Source organism: Rubrivivax gelatinosus, from assembly GCF_004340905.1.
Taxonomy (GTDB): Bacteria; Pseudomonadota; Gammaproteobacteria; order Burkholderiales; family Burkholderiaceae_C; genus Rubrivivax; species Rubrivivax gelatinosus.
Window position 1 is genome coordinate 204,679 of record NZ_SLXD01000003.1, and the last position, 21,566, is coordinate 226,244.

Genomic DNA, 21,566 nt, shown 5'->3' on the forward strand with positions numbered 1-21,566 from the left:
CGCGCGTGGCGCTCGTCGACCTCGTCATCGCCGTCACGCTGCTGGAGGCGCTGGTGCTGTGGATCTGGCACGCGCGCACCGGGCGTGGCCTGGCGCCGCGCGACTTCGTCGCCAATCTGTGCGCCGGCCTGGCGCTGATGCTGGCGGTGCGTGCGGCGCTGGCCGGCGCCGCCTGGACCTGGGTGGCGGCCGGCCTGGCGGCCGCCGGTCTTGCCCACCTGCTGGACCTGCGGCGGCGCTGGCGCCGCTGAGGCCGTTCGACGTTCAGCCGTCTTCGTCGGGCGTCTGGAAGTCGGGCACCCGCATCTCGCAGGCGATGCCGCGCGGATGGTTCTCGCGCCAGCGCACCTCGCCGCCGAGCAGCTTGACGCGTTTGCGCACGCCGCCCAGGCCCAGCCCGTGGGCCCAGGACTGCGGCTCGCGGCCGTCGCCGTCGTCGGCGACCACCAGCACCAGCCGGCTGCCCGCCAGCACCATCTGCACGTCCACGCGCGTCGCGTGGCCGTGGTAGAGCGAGTTGGTGACGAGTTCGCGGATCACCCGTGTCAGCGCCGACCACTGCACGACGGTCAGGCGCACGTCGCGATCGAACTCGACCGACCAGCCGAGCTGCACCTGGGCCGCGGTGAGGCGCTGGGTGAGGTCGGCCTTCCATTCGGCCGACGCGTGCGACAGCCGGTGTTCGGCCGCGGCGAGCCCGCGCGTCAGGGTCTTCAGGTCCAGCAGCGTGTGGCGGATGTAGTCCTCCATCTCCGGCGTCTGCGCCTGGTACATCAGCGTCAGCAGGCGCGCGCCGATGTCGTCGTGCAGGTCCTGGGCGATGCGCAGCCGCTCCTCGTGGCGCCCGCGTTCGACGGCCTGGTCGTAGGCCACGGCGCGCTTGAGCTGGTCGACGACGCGTTCGGCCAGCCGGGCGTCGTCGCGCGAGAACAGGCGCTGGCCGCGGCGTGCGAAGCGCAGCACCAGTGACAGCGGCCGGCCGCCGCCGCGGCCGCTGCGCACCGGCACGACCAGCGCCGCGCCGCCGCCGACGACCGAGGCATGCGCAGAGTCACGTTCCAGGCGCAGCACTTCCAGCGGCTCGAACAGGTCGCGCAGCAGATCGGCCACCAGCGTCGAGTAGCGCGTTGGCTGCTTCTGCAGCTCGCGCGCGACGCGATAGAGCTGCTCGAAGGTGCGCTCGGTCGTCAGCACCTCGGAGCCGATCGTCTGGTTGAGGATCCACTGGCGTGCGCCGGCGTAGACGCCCAGCGCCAGGAACACGGCCAGCGTCAGCGACGTGAACTGGCCGAGCGAGAAGATGGCGACGAACAGCAGGTCCAGCGACACCGCGATGGTGCTGATGCCGGCCAGCATCGCCAGCTCGCGCAGCGCCAGGCGCGAGCGCGAGAGGAACGGCACCAGCAGCAGCAGCGAGCTGAAGAACAGTGTCCAGACCAGCGGGCCGGCCGCGGCCACCGAGTTGGGCGGGCCCGGGTTGCCGGCCGCTGCCGCCATGCCGAGCGTCACCAGCGCGAAGGCGCAGAAGGTGATGACACCCAGCCGGCGCAGCACGGCGGCGAACGGGTTGGCCTCGATGCGGTAGGACCAGCTGATCGTCGCCAGCGCGGCGCCGCCCTGGGCCAGCAGCGCAGCCTGGGTCCACCACCAGGCCTCGGGCAGCAGACCGCCGTGCGCCAGCACCGGCAGCACCACGACCGGCAGCCAGCCGGCCGCCGCGATCGCGTGCCGATGCGGCAAGGGCCGCGGGTGCAGCGTGAACGCGTGCAGCACGCCGGCGCCTGCCACGAGATCCAGCACCATCCGGGCCCATGGCTCGACGCTCGCGAAGCCGGGCGGCAGCCCCAGGCCGCGCATCGAGCCCACGGCGATGAACAGCAGCGTCGCCGCCTGGCTCAGCACGACGACGAGATAGACGACGTTGCGGCCCTGCGGCCGCGCGAGCAGGACGACGATGCCGACCAGGTAGACGGCAAGCGCGAGTGCGGCCAGCGGCCAGAACAGCAGGCCCAGTCCGCCGGCACCACGCGGCCGGGCCAGCACCGGGATCTCGACGCCGTTGCGGAACTCGACGAAGACCTCGCGCCCCTGCAGCACCGCGGCCAGCGCTTCCTGCCCGGCGACGATGCGGGCGCGCACCGCGTCGTCGACCTGCCACCGCGACGAGTGCTCCATCAGCAGCGCGTCGACCAGCACCTCGCGGCCATCGGCGTTGCGCAGCGCGACCGGCGGGCGCCCGACCATCGGTTCGAGCGCCGGGACACCCGTCGCCATCACGGTGGGGGGTGCGTTCGGCGGTGCCAGCAGCGCGATGTCCAGCGCCGGGCTGGCGGCGACCCAATGCACGAGGCCGAACAGGCCGAGGCCGCCAAGCACCGTCAGCAGCACGAGCAGCTGGCGGCGCCAGCCGACCCAGCGCGCGGCGATGTCGGCGCCGAGCGCGGGCTCGAGCGCCGAATGGCCAAAACTCGAGTCGCCGGGGACGGCGGGGCGTTCCGTCATGGCGACGATGCGGCGGCCGGCGGCCGCGGGATCAGACCAGGCCCTGCTTGCTCGCGAGCACCGCGGCCTCGGCCCGGCTCGACACGTTCAGCTTCTTGTAGATGGACTTGATGTGGTCGTTGACGGTGAACCACTTGATGCCCATCAGGCTCGCGATCTCCTTGATCGTGAAGCCCTTGCTGAGGTAGGTGAGCACTTCGCTTTCGCGTGGCGTCAGGCGTTCGTGCTCGGGGAGCGCCTTCTCCATCGGCACCGGCCGGCTGGTCGTGAAGCCGGTGGTGTTGACGAAGCCACTGTCGGGTGCGACGTCGGGGCCGGCACCGTGGCGGAAGTGCGTCAGCAGCCGACGTGCGATCGCCGGCGACAGCGGCGGCTGGCCGCGCACGATCTTCTGCAGCTCCTCGACCAGGACCTCGAAGCGGTCTTCCTTCAGCAGGTAGCCGTCGGCGCCGTGCTGAAGGGCCGGGAAGAGGTGCTCGTCGTCGGAGTACAGCGTCGTGACGATCTTCGTTGCCGGGTAGTGCGCCAGCTCGGCCAGCAGCTCCATGCCGTTGCCGTCGGGCAGTTCCAGGTCGATCAGGATCAGCTTGAAGGGGTCCACGCCGTGCAGTCCGGTCGCGCCGCCTGCCAGCGTGATGTGGCGGCGCGCGGTCTCGAGGTCGCCCGCCTCGGTGATGTGGTTCGCGTCGCTGAAGCTTTCGCGCACCACCCGGCAGAGGAAACTCCGCGCCACCGGGTTGTCTTCCAGGATCAGCACCTTCACGGCCATAGCCGACCTCCCCGTATTCGATCGGGTGTCATCCTAGCGCGTTGCCCCCCTGGCCGTAACGGTGCCACCCCCTGCCTCAGTTGCCGCAGACGAACAGCAGCTTGCCCAGGGCGCGGCGCGCGGCCATGCGTTCGTAAGCCTGGGGCAAGTCTTCGAGGGCGAAACGGGCGCCGACGACGGGCTTGACGCGGCCTTCGGCGTACCAGCGCGCGAGCTGGCCGATGGCCGTCGCGCTGGCCTGGGGCTCGCGGCGCACGAACTCGCCCCAGAAGACGCCGACGATGGACGCGCCCTTGAGCAGTGCGAGGTTCCACGGCAGCGCCGGGATCGTGCCGGCGGCGAACCCGACGACCAGGTAGCGCCCGCGCCAGGCGATCGAACGCAGTGCCGGCTCCGCGAGCTCGCCGCCCACCGGGTCGTAGATCAGGTCCGGTCCGCGGCCCGCAGTGAGCGTCTTCAGGGCGTCGCGCAGGTTTTCCACCGAATAGTCGATGACGGCGTCGGCGCCCAGTTCGCGGCACAGCGCGCACTTCTCGGCGCTGGACGCGGCGGCGATGACACGTGCCCCGGCCGCCTTGGCGATCTGCAGCGCCGCGGTACCGACGCCACCGGCGGCGCCCAGCACCAGCACCGTCTCGCCGGCGGCGAGCGCGCCGCGGTCGATCAGCGCGTGATGCGAAGTGCCGTAGGTGAAGGCGAAGGCCGCCGCGTCCTCGAGATCGAAGTCCGGGGGCAGCGGGATCGCGCGCCCGGCCTCGACGCAGGCGTGGGTGGCAAAGCCGCCGTGCGTGCCGATGACGGCCACCGGCTGGCCGATGGCCAGCGTCGTCACGCCAGTGCCCAGGGCCTCGACGACGCCGGCGAACTCGGCGCCCGGCACGAAGGGCAGGGGAGGGCGCGCCTGGTACCTGCCCTCGACGATCAGCAGGTCGGGGAAGTTCAGGCTCGCGGCGCGGATGGCCACGCGCACCTCGCCGGGCGCCGGTTCGGGCGTCGGCATCTCGCGCCAGTGCATGCCGGCCACGCCGTCCAGCGATTCGCAGAGCCAGGCCTTCATCGTCGTCTCCTCTCCAGGGTGGGCGGCATCTTAGGCAGCGCGGCCGGCCGGCGCCGTCGCGCAGGCGACGCCCGCCCGACTCCCTACAATGCCCCGATGCGCATCCTGATCGCCAACGACGACGGTTATCTCGCCCCCGGCATCGCGGCGCTGGTCAAGGCCTGCGAAGGCCTGGGCACGATCGACGTCATCGCCCCGGAGCAGAACGCCAGCGGCACCTCCAACGCGCTGACGCTGAACCGGCCGCTGTCGGTCTTCGAGGCGCGCGGCGAGCCGGTGCAAGGTTTTCGGGTCGTCAACGGCACGCCGTCGGACTCGGTGCACGTCGCGCTGACCGGCCTGCTGCCGCACAAACCCGACCTGGTGCTCTCGGGCATCAACCAGGGCGCCAACATGGGCGACGACACGCTGTACTCGGGCACCGTCGCCGCGGCGATGGAGGGCTACCTGTTCGGCATCCCGGCGATCGCCTTTTCGCAGGTCGAGAAGGGCTGGACGCACCTCGACGCCGCTGCTGCCACCGCGCGTGCGATCGTCGAGCAGGTGCTCGCCGGCGGCCCGCCTGCAGGGCCCTGGCTGCTCAACGTCAACATCCCCAACCGGTCCGATGCCGCCTCGCTGCCGCGTTCCGTGACGCGGCTGGGACGCCGCCACGCGAGCGAGCCGGTGATCCACCAGACCAACCCGCGCGGCGAGCCGATCTACTGGATCGGCCCGGCCGGCGATGCGCGTGACGCCGGCGAAGGCACCGACTTCCACGCCGTCGCCCACGGCGCGGTGTCGATCACGCCGCTGCAGGTGGACCTCACCGACCACGCGATGCGCGGCGCCTGGGCGTCGCGGCTGGGCGTCCCGCTCGCATGAGCCCTCAGGACTTGTCCGGGGCTCATTCCCGCTCGGCGGGACCGGCCGCCAGGCCGAAGGGTGCCCCAGTGAGCCCTCAGGACTTGTCCGGGGCTCATTCCCGCTTGGCGGGACCGGCCGAAGGCCGAAGGGTGCCCCAGTGAGCGGCAAGCCGCCGCGTTTCCCTCTCGGGCTGCATCACGTGCAGCCGCGATCGTCGGCGCGCCCGGCAAGCGACCTCCTGCGCCCGCAGCGTCCGCTGCACGAGGCCGCGCGTGACGCCGCGCGCCGCGTCGCGCCCAGCGGGCTGGGCCTGGACTCGCCCGCGGTGCGCGAACGCATGGTCGCGCGCCTGCACGCCGACGGCCTGCGCTGCGAGCCGGTGCTGCGTGCCTTCGCCGCGGTGCAGCGACACCGCTTCGTGGACAGCGCGCTGGCGATCCAGGCCTACGAAGACACCAGCCTGCCGATCGGCCTGGGCCAGACGATCTCCAAGCCCTCGGTCGTCGGCCGCATGCTGGCGCTGCTGTTCGCCGGCGAACGTGCGGCGGCCGCGGGCCACCTCGGGCGCGTGCTCGAGATCGGCACCGGCTGCGGCTACCAGACGGCGTTGCTCGCGCAGCTGTCGCGACGCATCGTCTCGATCGAGCGCCTGAAGCCGCTGCACGACAAGGCGCGCGAGAACCTGGCCGCACTGCGCCTGCCCGGCGACCTGCGCCTGCTCTACGGCGACGGACGCCTCGGCCACGCGCCGCTGGCGCCGTACGACAGCATCGTGGCCGCCGCCGGCGGCGAGGACATTCCGCAGGCCTGGCTGGACCAGCTTGCCGAAGGCGGGCGCCTGGTCGCGCCGATGCACGACGCCGCTGCCGGCGGGCAGGTGCTCGTCGTCGTCGACCGTCGCCCGGAGGGCTTGCGCCGCCAGGTTCACGATGCCGTCCACTTCGTCCCCCTAAAATCCGGCACGGCATGACATACGACGCAACGATCGAGATTCCCCGTCCCGGCTCCCGGGTCCGCCCGGCGCCTTCCCTGCTGCTGATGGCCGTCGTCGCCACGGTGGTGGCCGGATGCGCCAACCCTTCGCACCGCGCCCCGGTCGAAGACCGCAGCGGCCGCCCTGTCGGCACGAGCACCGAGGCTGCCGCACCCGACTCGGCCGCCAAGCCGCCGCCTCCGGGCCAGGAGAACCTCGGCAAGCCCGGCTACTACGCCGTCAAGCCGGGCGATACGCTGATCCGCATCGGCCTGGAGAACGGCCAGAACTGGCGCGACATCGCGCGCTGGAACAACCTCGAGAACCCGGACCGCATCGAGGTCGGGCAGGTGGTGCGAGTCGTGCCGCCGGCGGCCGACGCCAACGGCGTCGTCGTGCGTCCCGTGCTCCCGGCTGCACGCGCCGATGCCCGCACGGCGGGTGGCGCGGCGTCCGGGGCCTCTTCGGCGGCGTCGACGGTGGCCACGCCGGCGCCGACCAGCGCGAGCGCCGGCTCGGCGCCTTCGGCCGCCACTGCGGCGCCGGCTCCGGCGGCGCGCGAAGGCGACGACGACGTGCACTGGACCTGGCCGGCCTCGGGCAGCGTCGCCACCGGCTTCGACGAGGTGCGCAGCAAGGGCCTGTCGATCACCGGCAAGGCCGGCGATCCGGTCTACGCCGCCGCCGACGGCCGCGTCGTGTACGCCGGCTCGGGCCTGCGCGGCTACGGCAACCTCATCATCGTCAAGCACAACGCCACGTACCTCTCGGCGTACGCGCACAACCAGACGCTGCTGGTCAAGGAGGACCAGGCGGTGCGCCGCGGCCAGAAGATCGCCGAGATGGGATCCAGCGACGCCGAGCGGGTGCAGCTGCACTTCGAGATCCGGCGCCAGGGCAAGCCGGTCGATCCGGCGAAGCTGCTGCCCTCGCGGTAGCGGCCACGGAGCCGGGCGGATGGTCACGCGGCGCGATGCGCACGACGGCCCCGCCGAAGGCTCCGACGCGTCCGAGCCGGGCGCCGCTCCCGAGGCGCCCGAACTGCCCGCCGCGCCGTCCTCGGACGGCGAGGCTGACCATGGCAACACGCTGCAGAGCTATCTGCGCGACATCCGCCGCGCGCCGCTGATGAGCGCCGAGGAGGAGCATGCGACCGCGGTGCGTGCCCGTGGGGGCGACTTCGCGGCGCGCCAGATGATGATCGAGCGCAACCTGCGCCTCGTCGTCAGCATCGCCAAGCATTACGTCGGCCGCGGCATGCCGATGATCGACCTGATCGAGGAAGGCAACCTCGGCCTGATGCACGCCACCGGCAAGTTCGAGCCCGAGCGCGGCTTCCGCTTCTCGACCTACGCCTCGTGGTGGATCCGCCAGAGCATCGAGCGGGCGATCATGCACCAGGCGCGGCTGATCAGGCTGCCGGTGCACGTCGTGCGCGAGCTCAACCAGGTGCTCAAGGCTCGCCGGGCGCTGGAGTCCTCGCGCCGCGGCGAGGCCGAGCGGCCGGTCTCGGTCGAGGAGGTCGCCGCTGCGCTGGGCCGGCCCGTCGAGGATGTCGCCGAGCTGCTGAAGCTGGCCGAGCAGCCGACCTCGCTGGACATGCCGCTGGAACGCGAGGGCGGCGAGTCGATGCTCGACACGGTGGCCGACGACGACGCCATCGACCCGCTGGGCCTGACGCTCAGCCGCGAGGCGGTGCACCTGCTGGACAACGGCCTGGCCGAGCTGAACGACCGCGAGCGCGAGGTGCTCGCCGGCCGCTTCGGCCTGCGCGATCGCGAGCCCGAGACGCTGGAGGAACTGGCCGCGCGCCTGGGCCTCACGCGCGAGCGCATCCGCCAGATCCAGCAGGAAGCGCTGCTCAAGCTCAAGCGCCGCATGCAGCGCCGTGGCGTCGACCGCGACGCGCTGTTCTGAACGGGTGCGCAGGCCCGGGATAATCCGGGCATGAGTTCAGGAACGGAATGGCTGCAGGTCGAGTCGCTCGACCTCGAGGCCCAGGGCGTCGCGCACCGCGCCGACGGCAAGGTGGTGTTCATCGAAGGCGCGCTGCCGGGCGAGACCGTCCAGGTGCAGGTCGCGCGGCGCAAGAACCAGTGGGAGCAGGGTGTGCTCGCCGCGCTGGGGCGCGAGAGCTCGCAGCGCGTGCGCCCGGGCTGCCCGCACTTCGGGCTGCACGCCGGCGCCTGCGGCGGCTGCAAGATGCAGCACCTGCATCCGGCGGCCCAGGTGGCCGTCAAGCAGCGCGTGCTGGAGGACAACCTCTGGCACCTCGGCAAGGTCAAGCCCGAGCGGCTGCTGCGGCCGATCCACGGCCCGGCGTGGGGCTACCGCTGGCGCGCGCGGCTGTCGGTGCGCTACGTGCCGAAGAAGGGCACGGTGCTGGTCGGCTTCCACGAACGCAAGTCGCGCTACGTCGCCGACATGCTGGAGTGCCCGGTGCTGCCGGCGAAGGTCAGCGCGATGCTGCCGGCGCTGCGCGAGCTGATCGGCGCGATGGAGCAGCGTGACCGCCTGCCGCAGATCGAGCTGGCCGCCGGCGACGAGGTCATCGCGCTGGTGCTGCGCCACCTCGAGCCGCTGTCCGCAGGCGACGCCGCCAAGCTGCGCCACTTCGGCGCCGAACACGGCGTGCAGTGGTGGCTGCAGCCCAAGGGGCCGGAGACGGTGCACCGGCTCGATGAAGGCGGCCCGCAGCTCGCCTACTCGCTGCCCGAGTACGGCGTGACGATGCCGTTCAAGCCGACCGACTTCACGCAGGTGAACCCGCAGATCAACCGCGTGCTCGTCGACCGCGCGGTGCGGCTGCTGGATCCGAAGCCGCACGAACGCATCGTCGACTGGTTCTGCGGCCTGGGCAACTTCACGCTGCCGCTGGCGCGGCGCGCGGCGGCGGTGCACGGCATCGAAGGCAGCGAGACGCTGGTGCAGCGCGCACGCGAGAACGCCGCCGCCAACGGCCTGGCGGCCAACACCAGCTTCGCCGCGCGCAACCTGTTCGAGATGAGCGCCGACGAGCTGATGACGAGCGGCGCGGCCGACGCCTGGCTCGTCGACCCGCCGCGCGAAGGTGCGTTCGCGCTCGCCAAGGCGCTGGCCGATCTGCGCGGCCGCGAAGGCTGGACGCCGCCGCGGCGCATCGTCTACGTCAGCTGCAACCCGGCGACGCTGGCGCGCGACGCCGGGCTGATCGTGCACCTGGCGGGCTTTCGATGCGTGGCGGCGGGTGTCGTCAACATGTTCCCGCACACGGCGCACGTCGAGAGCGTCGCGGTGTTCGAGCGCACCGAGGCGGCGCTGAACCCTCGTCCCGAGGGCGAGGCGGCGCTCGAACTCGCCGCGGAGCCGGGGCCGGACGGTCCTGTCTGAGAACGCGTCCGCCAAGAAAAACGGGGCCCTAGGGCCCCGTTTTCGTCGATCGATCGATCGTCAGTCGCGTTCGCCGCCGAAGATGCCCAGCAGCATCAGCAGGCTCTGGAACACGTTGTAGATGTCCAGGTAGATCGCCAGCGTGGCGCTGATGTAGTTGGTCTCGCCGCCGTCGATGACGCGCTTGACGTCGACCAGCATGAAGGCCGAGAAGATGCCGATCGCGGCCACCGACAGCGTCAGCATCAGCGCGCTGGACTGCACGAAGATGTTGATGATCCCGACCACCAGCAGCAGGATCGCGCCGACGAACAGGAACTTCGACAGGTTCGACAGGTCACGCTTGACGACCGTGGCGAGCGATGCCATCGCAAAGAACACCGCCGCGGTGCCGCCGAAGGCCATCATGATCAGCGACGCGCCGTTCGAGAAGCCGAGCACCGCCGCCAGGATCCGCGACAGCATCAGCCCCATGAAGAACGTGAAGCCGAGCAGCACGCCGACGCCGGCGGCCGAGTGCTTCGTCTTCTCGATCGCGAAAATGAAGCCGAACGCGCCGCCGAGGAACAGCATCGCGCTCATCCCCATGCCGATGCCGGAGAGGATGCCGGTGGTGACGCCGATCCAGGCGCCGAGCACGGTCGGGACGAGGGACAGCGCGAGCAGCGCATAGGTGTTGCGCAGGACGCGGTTGCGCTGCGCGGTCAGAACGCCGCCGCCTGCGAAACCGCCGTAGGTGGGCGAAGTGCGATCCATCAGACCTCCAAAGGGGGTTGGGTGAAAGACGACTCATGGAGTCGGAAAAGCAATTGTAAGTTCCGTGAATCGTCGAATGGCCCTGCACCGCCACGGGCTGTTGGATCTCGGGGGCAACGGGGCCGCAGCTGCGCGCGGCCGCCCTGCGAGCAGGGTCGGTGACGGCCGCGATGTCGACGGTGTTCGCGATGCGGCTATACTCCGTAGGTTTACCCGCCATCACCGCAGCCCCAAGCGAAACTCCGTCGTCGGTTTCCCCTCGGATCCACCTGTCGCCAGGTGGCGCTGGGCGCGCGAATCCCGGAGCTTTTCACTTGCTGCCCGTCCTGCCCCCCGCACTCCTCGCACTCGCAGACGGCACGACCTTCCTCGGTCACTCGATCGGCGCGCCCGGTCGGACCGTCGGCGAGGTGGTGTTCAACACCGCGCTCACCGGCTACCAGGAAATCCTCACCGACCCGAGCTATTGCCGGCAGATCGTCACGCTGACGTATCCGCACATCGGCAATGTCGGCGTCAACGAGGAAGACGTCGAGGCCGCCAAGGTTCACGCCGCCGGCCTGGTCATCAAAGACCTGCCGCTGCGCGTTTCCAACTTCCGCGCCACGCTGTCGCTGTCGCAGTACCTCGAGCGCGAGGGCACCGTGGCCATCGCCGGCATCGACACGCGCCGGCTGACACGCGTGCTGCGCACGACCGGCGCGCAGAACGGCTGCATCGTCAGCTTCGCGCCCGGCAACACGGTCGGCGAAGCCGAGATCGCTGCGGCCGTCGCCGCCGCGAAGGCCGCGCCGTCGATGGCGGGCCTGGACCTGGCCCAGGTCGTGTCGGCCGACACGACCTACGAGTGGACCGAGACCTCCTGGCAACTCGGCCGTGGCCACGGCACGCTGGCCGACGCCAAGTTCCACGTCGTCGCCTACGACTTCGGCGTCAAGCGCAACATCCTGCGCCTGCTGGCCGACCGCGGCTGCCGCGTCACCGTCGTGCCGGCCAGGACGCCGGCCGCCGAGGTGTTCAAGCTCCAACCCGACGGCGTCTTCCTCAGCAACGGCCCGGGTGACCCGCAGCCCTGCGACTACGCCATCGCCGCGGCGCGCGAGATCATCGACGCCGGTGTGCCGACCTTCGGCATCTGCCTGGGCCACCAGATCATGGCCCTGGCCTCGGGCGCCAGGACCTTCAAGATGAAGTTCGGCCACCACGGTGCCAACCACCCGGTGAAGGACCTGGACAGCGGCCGCGTCAGCATCACCAGCCAGAACCACGGCTTCGCGGTCGACGAGAAGACGCTGGGTGCCAACCTGCGCCCGACGCACGTCAGCCTGTTCGACGGCACGCTGCAGGGTCTGGCGCGCACCGACCGCCCCGCCTTCTGCTTCCAGGGACACCCCGAGGCCAGCCCCGGCCCGCACGACATCGGCTACCTGTTCGACCGCTTCGTGGCACTGATGCAAGAGAGAGCCTGACCCATGCCCAAGCGCACCGACATCCACAAGATCCTCATCATCGGCGCCGGCCCGATCATCATCGGCCAGGCCTGCGAGTTCGACTATTCCGGCGCCCAGGCCTGCAAAGCGCTGCGCGAGGAGGGCTACAAGGTCATCCTCGTCAACAGCAACCCGGCGACGATCATGACCGACCCGGAGATGGCCGATGTCACCTACATCGAGCCCATCACCTGGCAGGTCGTCGAGAAGATCATCGCCAAGGAGCGCCCCGACGCCATCCTGCCGACGATGGGCGGCCAGACGGCGCTGAACTGCGCGCTGGACCTGCACCGCCATGGCGTACTCGCCAAGTACGGCGTCGAGATGATCGGCGCCAACGAGCACGCGATCGAGAAGGCCGAAGACCGCATGAAGTTCAAGGACGCGATGACGGCCATCGGGCTGGAATCGGCCAAGAGCGGCATCGCGCACAGCATGGAGGAAGCGCTCGCGGTGCAGCGGCGCATCCAGTCCGAGATCGGCGGCACGGGCTTCCCGATGGTCATCCGCCCGAGCTTCACGATGGGCGGCACCGGCGGCGGCATCGCCTACAACCCGGAGGAGTTCGAGGAGATCTGCAAGCGCGGCCTCGACCTGTCGCCGACCAAGGAACTGCTGATCGAGGAGTCGCTGATCGGCTGGAAGGAGTACGAGATGGAAGTCGTCCGCGACCGCGCGGACAACTGCATCATCGTCTGCTCCATCGAGAACCTCGACCCGATGGGCATCCACACCGGTGACTCGATCACCGTGGCGCCCGCGCAGACGCTGACCGACAAGGAATATCAGCTGATGCGCAACGCGTCGATCGCGATCCTGCGCGAGATCGGCGTCGACACCGGCGGCTCCAACGTCCAGTTCTCGGTGAACCCGGACAACGGCCGCCTGATCGTCATCGAGATGAACCCGCGCGTGTCGCGTTCGTCGGCGCTGGCGTCCAAGGCCACCGGCTTCCCGATCGCCAAGGTCGCGGCCAAGCTGGCCGTCGGCTACACGCTGGACGAGCTGCGCAACGACATCACCGGCGGCGCGACGCCGGCCAGCTTCGAGCCCTCGATCGACTACGTGGTCACGAAGATCCCGCGTTTCGCGTTCGAGAAGTTCCCGGCCGCCGACCCGCACCTGACGACGCAGATGAAGTCCGTCGGCGAGGTGATGGCGATGGGCCGCACCTTCCAGGAAAGCTTCCAGAAGGCGCTGCGCGGCCTGGAGACCGGCATCGACGGCCTGACCGAACGCAGCACCGACCGCGACGAGATCGTCGACGAGATCGGCAACGTCGGCCCCGAGCGCATCCTGTTCCTGGCCGACGCCTTCCGCATCGGCATGACGCTCGACGAGGTCTTCGAGGAGACCGCGGTCGACCCGTGGTTCCTGGCCCAGATCCAGGACCTGGTGGCCACCGAGCAGCAGGTCGCCGCGCGTGCCGACCTGGCCGCGCTGTCGGCCGCCGAGCTGCGCTGGCTGAAGGCCAAGGGCTTCTCCGACAAGCGCCTGGCCAAGCTGCTGGGCACGAACCAGCACGCGGTGCGCGCGCGTCGCCACGAGCTGGGCGTGCGCCCGGTCTACAAGCGCGTGGACACCTGCGCCGCCGAGTTCGCGACGCAGACGGCCTACATGTACTCGACCTACGACGAGGAGTGCGAGGCCGAGCCGACCGACAGGAAGAAGATCATGGTGCTCGGCGGCGGCCCGAACCGCATCGGCCAGGGCATCGAGTTCGACTACTGCTGCGTGCACGCGGCGCTGGCGATGCGCGAGGACGGGTACGAGACCATCATGGTCAACTGCAACCCGGAGACCGTGTCGACCGACTACGACACCAGCGACCGCCTGTACTTCGAGCCGGTGACGCTGGAGGACGTGCTCGAGATCGTCGACAAGGAGAAGCCGGTCGGCGTCATCGTCCAGTACGGCGGCCAGACGCCGCTGAAGCTGGCGCTGGACCTCGAGCGCGCCGGCGTGCCGATCATCGGCACGACGCCCGACTCGATCGACATCGCCGAGGATCGCGAGCGCTTCCAGAAGCTGCTGCACGAACTCGGCCTGAAGCAGCCGCCCAACCGCACCGCGCGCACCGAGGAGCAGGCGCTGGCGCTGGCGCACGAGATCGGCTATCCGCTGGTCGTGCGCCCGAGCTACGTGCTCGGCGGCCGCGCGATGGAGATCGTGCACGGCGACAAGGACCTCGAGCGCTACATGCGCGAGGCGGTCAAGGTCAGCGACAAGAGCCCGGTGCTGCTCGACCGCTTCCTCGACGACGCGGTCGAGGTCGACGTCGACTGCATCGCCGACGCGGCCGGCAAGGTGCTGATCGGCGGCATCATGGAACACGTCGAGGCCGCCGGCATCCACAGCGGCGACTCGGCCTGCTCGCTGCCGCCGTACTCGCTGTCGCCGGCGCTGCAGGACGAGATGCGCCGCCAGGCCGCGGCGATGGCCAAGGCGCTGGGCGTCGTCGGCCTGATGAACACCCAGTTCGCGGTGCAGGGCGAGGGCGATGACGCCGTCGTCTACGTGCTCGAGGTGAACCCGCGTGCCTCGCGCACCGTGCCCTTCGTCAGCAAGGCCACCGGCCGGCCGCTGGCCAAGATTGCCGCGCGCTGCATGGCCGGGCGGTCGCTGCACGAACAGGGCATCGGCGAGGAGATCGTGCCGCCGTTCTTCAGCGTCAAGGAAGCGGTCTTCCCGTTCAACAAGTTCCCCGGCGTCGATCCGATCCTCGGCCCGGAGATGCGCTCCACCGGCGAGGTGATGGGCGTCGGCAGGACCTTCGGCGAGGCGATGCTGAAGAGCCAGCTCGGTGCCGGCTCGCGCCTGCCCGAAAAGGGCACGGTCGTCATCACGGTGAAGAACAGCGACAAGCAGCGCGCCGTGAAGGTCGCCGCCGAGCTGGTCGCGCTGGGCTACGAGGTGCTCGCCACCAAGGGCACGGCGCAGGCCATCGCCGACGCCGGCGTGCCGGTGAAGCTGGTCAACAAGGTCAAGGACGGTCGCCCGCACATTGCCGACAAGGTCAAGGCCGGCGAGGTGCAGCTCGTCTTCACGACGGTGGACGAGACGCGCACGGCGATTGCCGATTCGCGTTATATCCGTACGGCAGCGCTGGCCAATCGTGTCACCTATTACACGACGATGGCCGGCAGCGAGGCCGCCACCGAGGCGCTGAAACACCAGGATGACCTCGAAGTCGTTTCGCTGCAGGAATTGCACGCGGAACTGAATTAGACTTCGGGCCTTCGCTGATCCGCCGCAGGCGCCCGACCGGGCCCCTGCGGCGGATTCACTTTGTCCGAACACAAGACGCTCACCATGGCCACCATCCCCCTGACCCGGCGCGGCGCCGAAAAGCTGAAGGAAGAACTGCAACGCCTGAAGACCGTCGAGCGCCATGCGGTCATCCAGGCCATCGCCGAGGCGCGCGCGCAAGGCGATCTGTCCGAAAACGCCGAGTACGACGCGGCCAAGGACAAGCAGGGCTTCATCGAAGGCCGGATCAAGGAACTCGAAGGCAAGCTTGCCGCGGCCCAGGTCATCGACCCCTCGGCGCTGGACGCCGGCGGCAAGGTCGTGTTCGGCGCGACCGTCGCTCTGGCCGACGAGGACACCGGCGCCGAGGTGAGCTATCAGATCGTCGGCGACGACGAGGCCGACCTGAAGGAAGGCCGCATCTCGATCAGCAGCCCGATCGCGCGAGCGCTGATCGGCAAGATGGCCGGCGACGTCGCCGAGGTGCAGGCGCCGGGCGGCGTCAAGCACTGGGAGATCGTCGAGGTGAAGTACCTCTGACGATGGCGCTGCAGCGCTGGCAACGCCTGCTGCCGGGCCTGTGGGCCGGCTGGCTGCTGTGTGTCGCGCTGCTGGCGACGCCGGCGGGTTTCGCGCTGCTGCCGCAGGCCGATGCCGGCCGCCTGGCCGCGCGCATGCTGGCGCAGGAGGCCTACACCAGCCTCGCGCTGGGCCTCGTGATGGTGCTGCTGGAACGCGGCGCCGCGCGGCGCGACGGCGGCCTGCAGTTCTCTTGGGGTTTCGGCCTGGCGCTGGGGGCGATCTTCTGCACCGTCGCCGGCTACTTCGCGATCCAGCCGATGATGCCGGCGGCGCGCCTGGGGCAGGGGCCGCTGTCCTTCGGCGCCCTGCACGCGATCAGCAGCTCGTTCTACGCGCTCAAGTGCATCCTGGTGATGACGCTGGCCTGGCGCGCGACGCTCAGTCCGCGACCTTCTTCTTGACGCTGGTGGCGCGCGGCTTCACGCGCTTGATCTGGCCGCCGGCGGTGACACGCTGGTTGCCGTAGACCTTGACCTTGGTGACCGTGGCGCGGTGGTTGCCGCTCTTGGAGAACTTGACCAGCTTGACGACGCGCGGCCCCGGCTTGCGGTCCTCGCGTTCGGTCTTCTCCTTGGCCGGGATCGGGCGCCACAGCACCAGCAGCTTGCCGATCTGCTGCACCGGCGCGGCGTTCAGCTCGCCGGCCAACTGGGCCATCATCGCCGCGCGGGCGTTGCGGTCGTCGGAGAAGATGCGGACCTTGATCAGTCCGTGGGCCTTGAGCGCCGCGTCGGTCTCCTTGACCACCGCGGGGGTCAGGCCGTCGGCCCCGATCAGGACGACAGGGTCGAGGTGGTGGGCGTCGGCGCGGTGTTGCTTGCGCTCGGCAGGCGTGAGTTCAATGGCGGGCATCGCCGTATTATCGACTGACGAATGAAATCATCGAAGAGCAAACGCGTCAATCGCGCCTGGCTGCACGATCACCTGACCGATCCGTACGTGAAAGCGGCGCAGCGCGATGGCTACCGTTCGCGCGCCGCCTACAAGCTCAAGGAGATCGACGAGGCCCTGGGGCTGATCAAGCCCGGCCAGGTCGCCGTCGATCTGGGCGCCACGCCCGGCGCCTGGAGCCAGTACCTGCGCCGCCGCTTCGCACCCGACGGTGCCGCCGCCGGCGCGCTCGACGGCACGATCATCGCGCTGGACATCCTCGACTTCGAGCCGATCGAGGGCGTGACCTTCCTGCAGGGCGACTTCCGCGAGGACGAGGTCGCCGCGCGTCTGGCCGCCGAGCTGGCCGGCCGCCCGGTCGACATCGTCGTCTCGGACATGGCGCCCAACCTGTCGGGCATTCCCGTGTCGGATGCCGCGCGCATCGCGCACCTGGTGGAACTGGCGGTCGAGTTCGCGCTCCAGCACCTCAAGCCCGAGGGCGCGCTGGTCTGCAAGGCCTTCCACGGCAGCGGCTACAGCCAGCTGGTGAAGCTCTTCAAGGAGAGCTTTCGTGTCGTCAAGCCCATCAAGCCCAAGGCCTCGCGCGACAAGTCGGCCGAGACCTTTCTGGTCGGCATCGGCCCCAAGGGCGGCAAGGGCGTCGCCGAGAGCGGAAAATGAACGCGTCCGGTCCTGTTTCACCCGGTTTTTCTCGCCCAGGTCCATACCCTTGTGTCGAATAGAATGATCCCCACCTACCGTGCAATTCGGTTGGCCCGCGTGGTGGCCTTCCGCGCCGTTGAACTGGAGAAGGAGCCGCGGTGAACAATCAGTGGTTTTCCAAGGTCGCCGTCTGGCTGGTGATCGCCCTCGTGCTCTTCACCGTCTTCAAGCAGTTCGACCGGGGGGCGGCGGCGGGCAACCAGATCGGCTACTCCGAGTTTCTCGACGAGGTCCGCAGCAAGCGCATCAAGTCCGTGACGCTGCAGGAGAACCCCGGCGGCGGCACCGAGATCATCGCCACGACGAACGACGACAAGCGCCTGCGCAGCACGGCGACCTACCTTGATCGTGGCCTCGTCGGCGACCTGATCAACAACGGCATCAAGTTCGACGTCAAGCCGCGTGAAGAGCCGTCCGTGCTGATGAGCATCCTCGTCAGCTGGGGGCCGATGCTGCTGCTGATCGGCGTCTGGGTCTACTTCATGCGCCAGATGCAGGGCGGCGGCAAGGGCGGCGCCTTCAGCTTCGGCAAGAGCAAGGCGCGCATGCTCGACGAGGCCAACAACTCGACCACCTTCGCCGACGTCGCCGGCTGCGACGAGGCCAAGGAAGAGGTCAAGGAACTCGTCGACTTCCTGAAGGACCCGCAGAAGTTCCAGAAGCTGGGCGGCCGCATCCCGCGCGGCGTGCTGCTGGTCGGCCCTCCGGGCACGGGCAAGACGCTGCTGGCCAAGGCCATCGCCGGCGAGGCCAAGGTGCCGTTCTTCAGCATCTCGGGTTCCGACTTCGTCGAGATGTTCGTCGGCGTCGGCGCGGCGCGTGTGCGCGACATGTTTGAGCAGGCCAAGAAGAGCGCACCCTGCATCATCTTCATCGATGAAATCGACGCCGTCGGCCGCCACCGCGGTGCCGGCCTGGGCGGCGGCAACGACGAGCGCGAGCAGACGCTCAACCAGATGCTCGTCGAGATGGACGGCTTCGAGACCAACCTCGGCGTCATCGTGATGGCGGCCACCAACCGGCCCGACATCCTCGACCCGGCGCTGCTGCGCCCGGGCCGCTTCGACCGCCAGGTCTACGTGACGCTGCCCGACGTGCGCGGCCGCGAGCAGATCCTCAACGTGCACATGCGCAAGGTGCCGGTCGGCCAGGACATCCGTGCCGACATCCTGGCGCGCGGCACGCCGGGCTTCTCGGGTGCCGACCTCGCCAACCTCGTGAACGAGGCCGCGCTGTTCGCCGCGCGGCGCAACGGTCGCGTGGTCGAGATGGTCGACTTCGAGAAGGCCAAGGACAAGATCATGATGGGCCCCGAGCGCAAGTCCATGGTCATGCCCGAGGAGGAGCGCAAGAACACGGCCTACCACGAGGCCGGCCACGCGCTGGTCGCGCGCCTGCTGCCCAAGACCGACCCGGTGCACAAGGTGACGATCATCCCGCGCGGCCGTGCGCTGGGCGTGACGATGCAGCTGCCCGAAGGCGACCGCTACAGCATGGACAAGGAGCGCATGCTGTCGACGATCTCGGTGCTGTTCGGCGGCCGCATCGCCGAAGAGGTGTTCATGAACCAGATGACCACCGGCGCCAGCAACGACTTCGAACGTGCGACGCAGATCGCGCGCGACATGGTCACCCGCTACGGCATGACCGACGAGCTGGGCCCGATGGTCTACGCCGAGAACGAGGGCGAGGTCTTCCTCGGCCGCTCGGTGACGAAGACGACGACGATGTCCGAGGAGACCATGCGCAAGGTCGACGAGGTCATCCGCCGCATCATCGACGAGCGCTACGTCGTCGCGCGCAAGCTGATCGAGGACCACAAGGACAAGATGCACTCGATGGCCCAGGCGCTTCTCGAGTGGGAGACCATCGACGCCGAACAGATCGAGGACATCATGAGCGGCAAGCCGCCGCGTCCGCCCAAGGACTGGACGCCGTCGGCCGGCAAGACCGGTGGCGGCACGCAGCCGCCGGCGCATCCGGACGGCACGCCGGCGACGGTCTGAGCGCCAGCATCCCATCACGCGCGGGGCTTCGGCCCCGCGTTTCGTTGGGGCCCTGAGAGCGGAGGTTCCGATGAACGACAGCCCTGCCGCGGTCTGGCAGACCGCACGTTTTCGCGTCGACCTGTCGCGCCCGCGCGTGATGGGAATCGTCAACGTGACGCCCGACTCCTTCTCCGACGGCGGCCGCTACGCCGAGCTGGATGCCGCCAAGGCGCGCTGCGAGCAGCTGCTGGAGGAGGGCGCCGACATCCTCGACATCGGCGGCGAGTCGACCCGCCCGGGCTCGCGGGCACCCGACCTCGACGAGGAGACGGCCCGCGTGCTGCCGCTGGTGCGCCATGCGGTGACGCTGGGCGTGCCGGTGTCGGTGGACACCAGCACGCCGGAGCTGATGCACGCGGTGCTCGACGCCGGTGCCGACATCGTCAACGACGTGCGCTCGCTGGCCCGGCCCGGCGCCGTGGCGGCAGTGGCCGCGCATCCGAGCGCCGGCGTCTGCCTGATGCACATGCGAGGCGAGCCCGGCACGATGCAGACGATGACCGACTACGGCGACGTCGTCGCCGAGGTCGCCGCCTTCCTGCACGAACGTGTCGGCGTCCTGGAGGCGGCGGGCGTCGCGCGTGAGCGCATCGCGCTGGACCCGGGCATCGGCTTCGCCAAGACCGCCGCGCACAACCTCGAGCTGATGGCGCGCCAGCACGAACTGCTGGCCGCGGGCCTGCCGCTGCTGCTGGGCTGGTCGCGCAAGTCCACGCTGGGCCAGGTCACCGGCCGCCCCGTGGAACAGCGCCTGGCGGCCAGCGTCGCCGCGGCACTGATGGCCGTCGAACGCGGTGCGCGCATCGTGCGCGTGCACGACGTCGGCGCCACCGTCGACGCGATCAGGCTCTGGACGGCGGTGGCCGGCCGCCTGAGCCCGGCCGCCTGAGCCGGCTCAAATCCTCGGTTGCGGGGGCGCCGGGCGGCGCCGCCAGCCGCGACAATCGCCCCATGAGCAGAACCCATTTCGGCACCGACGGCATCCGTGGCACCGTCGGCCGTGCGCCGATCACGCCGGACTTCATGCTGCGGCTGGGCCACGCCGTCGGCCGCGTGCTGCGCCGCGGCAGCACGCGCCCGACGGTGCTGGTCGGCAAGGACACGCGCATCTCGGGCTACATGATCGAGTCGGCGCTGGAGGCCGGCTTCGCCTCGGCCGGTGTCGACGTGCTGCTGAGCGGCCCGCTGCCGACGCCCGGCGTCGCCTACCTGACGCGGGCACTGCGGCTGGACCTGGGTGTCGTCATCAGCGCCTCGCACAACCCGTTTGCCGACAACGGCGTGAAGTTCTTCTCCGCCGCCGGCGAGAAACTGCCCGACGAGTGGGAGCGCGAGGTCGAGTCCGCCCTCGGGGAACCGGCGCAGTGGGTCGACTCCGCCGGCCTGGGCAAGGCGCGGCGGCTGGCCGATGCCAGTGGCCGCTACATCGAGTTCTGCAAGAGCACCGTGCCGCACAGCCTGTCGCTGCGTGGCTTGAAGATCGTCGTCGATGGCGCGCACGGCGCGGCCTACCACGTCGCGCCGGACGTCTTCCACGAACTGGGCGCCACGGTGGTCAAGATCGGCTGCGAGCCCGACGGTCTGAACATCAACGCCGGCTTTGGCGCGACGTCGCCGAAGGCGCTGGTCGCGGCCGTTGCCGAACACCGTGCCGACTATGGCGTCGCGCTCGACGGCGACGCCGACCGGCTGCTGATGGTCGACGCCGAGGGGCGGCTCTACGACGGCGACGAGCTGCTGTACGTGCTCGTGCACGACCGCCTGGCGCAAGGCCGCCCGGTGCCCGGTGTCGTCGGCACGTTGATGACCAACATCGCCGTCGAGCAGGCGCTGCAGCGGCGCGGCGTGCCGATGGTGCGCGCCAAGGTCGGCGACCGCTACGTGCTCGAGGAACTGCTCGCGCGCGGCTGGCAGCTCGGCGGCGAAGGCTCGGGCCACCTGCTGGCGCTGGACCGCCACACCACCGGCGACGGCATCGTCAGTGCGCTGCAGGTGCTGCTGGCGGTGCGACGCCAGGGCCAGCCGCTGGCCACGCTGCTCGAAGGTGTTCAGCTCTTCCCGCAGACCCTGCTCAACGTCCGCCTGCCCGATGGCAGCGACTGGACGCGCAACGCCGCGCTGCAGGACGCACGCGAGACCGTGGAACGCGAGCTCGGGGACGGCGGCCGCGTGCTGATCCGCGCGTCGGGCACCGAGCCGGTGCTGCGCGTGATGGTCGAGGCGCGCGATGCCGCGCTCGGCCGGCGCTGCGCCGAGCATCTCGCCGCCGCTGCCGCGCGCGGTTGATACGACACGAGCCGCGGGCCCGGTGGCCACGCGGCTCGTCGTC

At 70.3% G+C, this 21,566-nt stretch carries 19 protein-coding genes; 14 read left to right on the forward strand and 5 right to left on the reverse strand.

From position 1 onward, the window contains the following. The first annotated feature begins 5 nt into the window (after nucleotides 1-5). The gene (locus EV684_RS06480; protein ID WP_132645391.1) at nucleotides 6-251 is read left to right on the forward strand and encodes a hypothetical protein; all 246 of its coding nucleotides are present in this window, start codon (nucleotides 6-8) and stop codon (nucleotides 249-251) included. A gap of 13 nt (nucleotides 252-264) precedes the next feature. Here the strand turns inward: EV684_RS06480 and EV684_RS06485 are convergent, their stop codons facing one another. The 3 genes from EV684_RS06485 to EV684_RS06495 all read right to left on the reverse strand — a co-directional run bounded on the left by EV684_RS06485 (nucleotide 265) and on the right by EV684_RS06495 (nucleotide 4,328). After that, complete coding sequence (locus EV684_RS06485; protein WP_132645392.1) at nucleotides 265-2,502, reverse strand: sensor histidine kinase; 2,238 nt, start codon at nucleotides 2,500-2,502, stop codon at nucleotides 265-267. Between the two features lie 31 nt (nucleotides 2,503-2,533). Continuing rightward, nucleotides 2,534-3,271 carry a LuxR C-terminal-related transcriptional regulator gene (locus tag EV684_RS06490; protein ID WP_132645393.1) on the reverse strand — a complete coding sequence of 246 codons (738 nt, stop codon included), beginning with the start codon at nucleotides 3,269-3,271 and terminating at the stop codon, nucleotides 2,534-2,536. Between the two features lie 76 nt (nucleotides 3,272-3,347). Continuing rightward, nucleotides 3,348-4,328, reverse strand: coding sequence for an NADPH:quinone oxidoreductase family protein (locus tag EV684_RS06495; protein ID WP_132645394.1), 981 nt, complete (start codon nucleotides 4,326-4,328; stop codon nucleotides 3,348-3,350). A 96-nt stretch (nucleotides 4,329-4,424) separates the two neighbouring features. On the opposite strand from EV684_RS06495, the gene surE reads away from it, so the two are divergent. From surE to rlmD, 5 genes are all read left to right on the forward strand, one after another. Then, nucleotides 4,425-5,192, forward strand: coding sequence for a 5'/3'-nucleotidase SurE (gene surE, locus EV684_RS06500; protein ID WP_132645396.1), 768 nt, complete (start codon nucleotides 4,425-4,427; stop codon nucleotides 5,190-5,192). A gap of 139 nt (nucleotides 5,193-5,331) precedes the next feature. Then, nucleotides 5,332-6,144, forward strand: coding sequence for a protein-L-isoaspartate(D-aspartate) O-methyltransferase (locus EV684_RS06505; RefSeq protein WP_132645398.1), 813 nt, complete (start codon nucleotides 5,332-5,334; stop codon nucleotides 6,142-6,144). A gap of 68 nt (nucleotides 6,145-6,212) precedes the next feature. Next, nucleotides 6,213-7,085 (forward strand): peptidoglycan DD-metalloendopeptidase family protein, encoded by an 873-nt coding sequence (locus EV684_RS06510; protein ID WP_242478386.1) that lies wholly within the window; start codon nucleotides 6,213-6,215, stop codon nucleotides 7,083-7,085. Nucleotides 7,086-7,104: 19 nt separating this feature from the next. Then, a complete protein-coding gene (gene rpoS / locus EV684_RS06515; protein ID WP_132645401.1) occupies nucleotides 7,105-8,064 on the forward strand; it encodes an RNA polymerase sigma factor RpoS in 960 nt (319 codons plus the stop codon). 30 nt (nucleotides 8,065-8,094) lie between these two features. Next, nucleotides 8,095-9,516 (forward strand): 23S rRNA (uracil(1939)-C(5))-methyltransferase RlmD, encoded by a 1,422-nt coding sequence (rlmD, locus tag EV684_RS06520; protein ID WP_132645403.1) that lies wholly within the window; start codon nucleotides 8,095-8,097, stop codon nucleotides 9,514-9,516. Between the two features lie 60 nt (nucleotides 9,517-9,576). Here the strand turns inward: rlmD and EV684_RS06525 are convergent, their stop codons facing one another. Continuing rightward, nucleotides 9,577-10,272: a Bax inhibitor-1 family protein gene (locus EV684_RS06525; protein ID WP_132645405.1), complete on the reverse strand. Its 696-nt coding sequence runs from the start codon at nucleotides 10,270-10,272 to the stop codon at nucleotides 9,577-9,579. Nucleotides 10,273-10,586: 314 nt separating this feature from the next. Between EV684_RS06525 and carA the strand changes: the two genes are divergently transcribed. The 4 genes from carA (at nucleotide 10,587) to EV684_RS06545 (ending at nucleotide 15,994) form a co-directional block, all read left to right on the forward strand. Next, complete coding sequence (gene carA / locus EV684_RS06530) at nucleotides 10,587-11,741, forward strand: glutamine-hydrolyzing carbamoyl-phosphate synthase small subunit (protein ID WP_132645406.1); 1,155 nt, start codon at nucleotides 10,587-10,589, stop codon at nucleotides 11,739-11,741. Between the two features lie 3 nt (nucleotides 11,742-11,744). Next, a complete protein-coding gene (gene carB, locus EV684_RS06535) occupies nucleotides 11,745-14,990 on the forward strand; it encodes a carbamoyl-phosphate synthase large subunit (protein WP_132645408.1) in 3,246 nt (1,081 codons plus the stop codon). A gap of 84 nt (nucleotides 14,991-15,074) precedes the next feature. Beyond that, complete coding sequence (gene greA / locus EV684_RS06540; protein WP_132645410.1) at nucleotides 15,075-15,551, forward strand: transcription elongation factor GreA; 477 nt, start codon at nucleotides 15,075-15,077, stop codon at nucleotides 15,549-15,551. Nucleotides 15,552-15,553: 2 nt separating this feature from the next. Beyond that, complete coding sequence (locus tag EV684_RS06545; protein WP_132645412.1) at nucleotides 15,554-15,994, forward strand: DUF4149 domain-containing protein; 441 nt, start codon at nucleotides 15,554-15,556, stop codon at nucleotides 15,992-15,994. Here EV684_RS06545 and EV684_RS06550 read toward each other — a convergent pair. Continuing rightward, nucleotides 15,972-16,445: a YhbY family RNA-binding protein gene (locus EV684_RS06550; RefSeq protein ID WP_132645414.1), complete on the reverse strand. Its 474-nt coding sequence runs from the start codon at nucleotides 16,443-16,445 to the stop codon at nucleotides 15,972-15,974. The two genes, EV684_RS06545 and EV684_RS06550, sit on opposite strands and share 23 nt — an antisense overlap. A gap of 21 nt (nucleotides 16,446-16,466) precedes the next feature. Between EV684_RS06550 and EV684_RS06555 the strand changes: the two genes are divergently transcribed. From EV684_RS06555 to glmM, 4 genes are all read left to right on the forward strand, one after another. Next, a complete protein-coding gene (locus EV684_RS06555; RefSeq protein ID WP_132645415.1) occupies nucleotides 16,467-17,147 on the forward strand; it encodes an RlmE family RNA methyltransferase in 681 nt (226 codons plus the stop codon). Between the two features lie 140 nt (nucleotides 17,148-17,287). Continuing rightward, entirely contained in the window at nucleotides 17,288-19,195 is a 1,908-nt protein-coding gene (gene ftsH, locus EV684_RS06560; protein ID WP_132645417.1) for an ATP-dependent zinc metalloprotease FtsH, read from the forward strand. Nucleotides 19,196-19,265: 70 nt separating this feature from the next. Beyond that, nucleotides 19,266-20,126, forward strand: coding sequence for a dihydropteroate synthase (gene folP / locus EV684_RS06565; protein ID WP_132645419.1), 861 nt, complete (start codon nucleotides 19,266-19,268; stop codon nucleotides 20,124-20,126). 62 nt (nucleotides 20,127-20,188) lie between these two features. Next, entirely contained in the window at nucleotides 20,189-21,523 is a 1,335-nt protein-coding gene (gene glmM / locus EV684_RS06570; RefSeq protein WP_132645421.1) for a phosphoglucosamine mutase, read from the forward strand. The last annotated feature ends 43 nt before the right edge of the window (nucleotides 21,524-21,566 follow it).

What these genes read in the sequence shown, in the direction of transcription:
- EV684_RS06545 (WP_132645412.1), top strand. Translation starts at nt 15,554, where the DNA reads ATGGCGCTGCAGCGCTGGCAACGCCTGCTGCCGGGCCTGTGGGCCGGC.
- carB (WP_132645408.1), top strand. Translation starts at nt 11,745, where the DNA reads ATGCCCAAGCGCACCGACATCCACAAGATCCTCATCATCGGCGCCGGC.
- greA (WP_132645410.1), top strand. Translation starts at nt 15,075, where the DNA reads ATGGCCACCATCCCCCTGACCCGGCGCGGCGCCGAAAAGCTGAAGGAA.
- EV684_RS06555 (WP_132645415.1), top strand. Translation starts at nt 16,467, where the DNA reads ATGAAATCATCGAAGAGCAAACGCGTCAATCGCGCCTGGCTGCACGAT.
- EV684_RS06550 (WP_132645414.1), bottom strand. Translation starts at nt 16,445, where the DNA reads ATGCCCGCCATTGAACTCACGCCTGCCGAGCGCAAGCAACACCGCGCC.
- EV684_RS06525 (WP_132645405.1), bottom strand. Translation starts at nt 10,272, where the DNA reads ATGGATCGCACTTCGCCCACCTACGGCGGTTTCGCAGGCGGCGGCGTT.
- surE (WP_132645396.1), top strand. Translation starts at nt 4,425, where the DNA reads ATGCGCATCCTGATCGCCAACGACGACGGTTATCTCGCCCCCGGCATC.
- EV684_RS06485 (WP_132645392.1), bottom strand. Translation starts at nt 2,502, where the DNA reads ATGACGGAACGCCCCGCCGTCCCCGGCGACTCGAGTTTTGGCCATTCG.
- EV684_RS06510 (WP_242478386.1), top strand. Translation starts at nt 6,213, where the DNA reads ATGGCCGTCGTCGCCACGGTGGTGGCCGGATGCGCCAACCCTTCGCAC.
- EV684_RS06490 (WP_132645393.1), bottom strand. Translation starts at nt 3,271, where the DNA reads ATGGCCGTGAAGGTGCTGATCCTGGAAGACAACCCGGTGGCGCGGAGT.
- rpoS (WP_132645401.1), top strand. Translation starts at nt 7,105, where the DNA reads ATGGTCACGCGGCGCGATGCGCACGACGGCCCCGCCGAAGGCTCCGAC.
- folP (WP_132645419.1), top strand. Translation starts at nt 19,266, where the DNA reads ATGAACGACAGCCCTGCCGCGGTCTGGCAGACCGCACGTTTTCGCGTC.
- EV684_RS06495 (WP_132645394.1), bottom strand. Translation starts at nt 4,328, where the DNA reads ATGAAGGCCTGGCTCTGCGAATCGCTGGACGGCGTGGCCGGCATGCAC.
- glmM (WP_132645421.1), top strand. Translation starts at nt 20,189, where the DNA reads ATGAGCAGAACCCATTTCGGCACCGACGGCATCCGTGGCACCGTCGGC.
- rlmD (WP_132645403.1), top strand. Translation starts at nt 8,095, where the DNA reads ATGAGTTCAGGAACGGAATGGCTGCAGGTCGAGTCGCTCGACCTCGAG.